At 37.6% G+C, this 1,153-nt stretch carries 1 protein-coding gene; it reads right to left on the bottom strand.

Translation table 11 applies throughout. From position 1 onward, the window contains the following. Positions 1–90: 90 nt before the first annotated feature. Positions 91–981 carry an IS982-like element ISLll1 family transposase gene (locus AB0A90_RS34750; protein ID WP_357256217.1) on the bottom strand — a complete coding sequence of 297 codons (891 nt, stop codon included), beginning with the start codon at positions 979–981 and terminating at the stop codon, positions 91–93. Positions 982–1,153 lie beyond the last annotated feature (172 nt).

Here is a 1,153-nt window from a genome sequence, read left to right on the forward strand (position 1 = left end):
TTCTTCCTCCGATGATCGCTGCTGGCTGGATGGTCGGCCGCAGCGGGGAGAAAGATTTTTAATTATGATATAACCCGAATTGCTAGTTGATTATTTAGCCATGACTTGATACCCGATAGAATATCTTAAAGTCTCTGGTTCCAGTGTTTTAGCTGATTTTAACAGTAAAGAATACGCTAAAAGTATCATCTCTAATTTCAATTGAAAACCTTGAGGCGAACGACTTTTACAACGCTCAGCTCCTAAATTTGTCAAAAAAGAAAAAACTCGCTCAATCACTTTTCTACGTTTTGAAAAATTAGGGAAAAGGATTTTCTTTTGCTTCATGTTCTTCCTGACAGGTGTAATTAGATCAATTCCTTTTAATTCCAGCCTATCATGCAGTGACTGACCTAGATATCCCATATCTCCAAGGACTGTTGGTGTCCCAAATTGACTCAACACTTCCTCGGTCATTGAACTATCAGCCATTGAAGCAGGAGTAATTGTGTAGTCTATGACATAGCCTGATTCACTGACTAAAGCATGACATTTACATCCATAGAAGTACTGTCCCTTTGTAGCATTGTAGCCAACATTGGCATAATCTCCAAGAACTTTGCTTCTGAAGTTACGAATAGGCTGACACAAAGGAATGGGGAAGCTGTCAATAATGGATACACTCATTCCTTCAACCTCTTTAAAGACGAGTGCTTGGCGAATGACTTGGATACTCGGTAAGAGGGCATTACAACGGCGGACAAAGCGAGAATATTCTAGGAAATTAGGAAATAAACTTTGAGCAAGTTGGTGCTTAGCTTTAAGTGTTTCACTAAAATGCAGTACGTCCCATAGGTAACAAGCGATAACTAAGCAATCTGATGTTGCGAGATGGACGTTTTTTCGGTTTTGAACCTCAAGGGGAACACTCGTTTGATAAAGCGTCTCAATGGTTGTCAGTAAATAAACAAAAACTTTTGGAAGTGTGCTATTATAAGTCATATAAGTCGTGAGCTTTCTAATGCTTAGTGCTTTAAGATTAGGATAGCACGACTTATTTATTTTCCAATGAAATTAACTAGCAATTCGGGTTAACTATTATCAATAGTTTAGTTTTCATTCCCTATCAATGTATTTTATTATATACCTATTTCTATATATATACCCGAATTGC

Source organism: Micromonospora sp. NPDC049204 (genome assembly GCF_040647935.1).
Taxonomy (GTDB): Bacteria; Actinomycetota; Actinomycetes; order Mycobacteriales; family Micromonosporaceae; genus Micromonospora.

Coding starts and splice junctions, on each gene's coding strand:
- AB0A90_RS34750 (WP_357256217.1), bottom strand. CDS start 981: ATGACTTATAATAGCACACTTCCAAAAGTTTTTGTTTATTTACTGACA.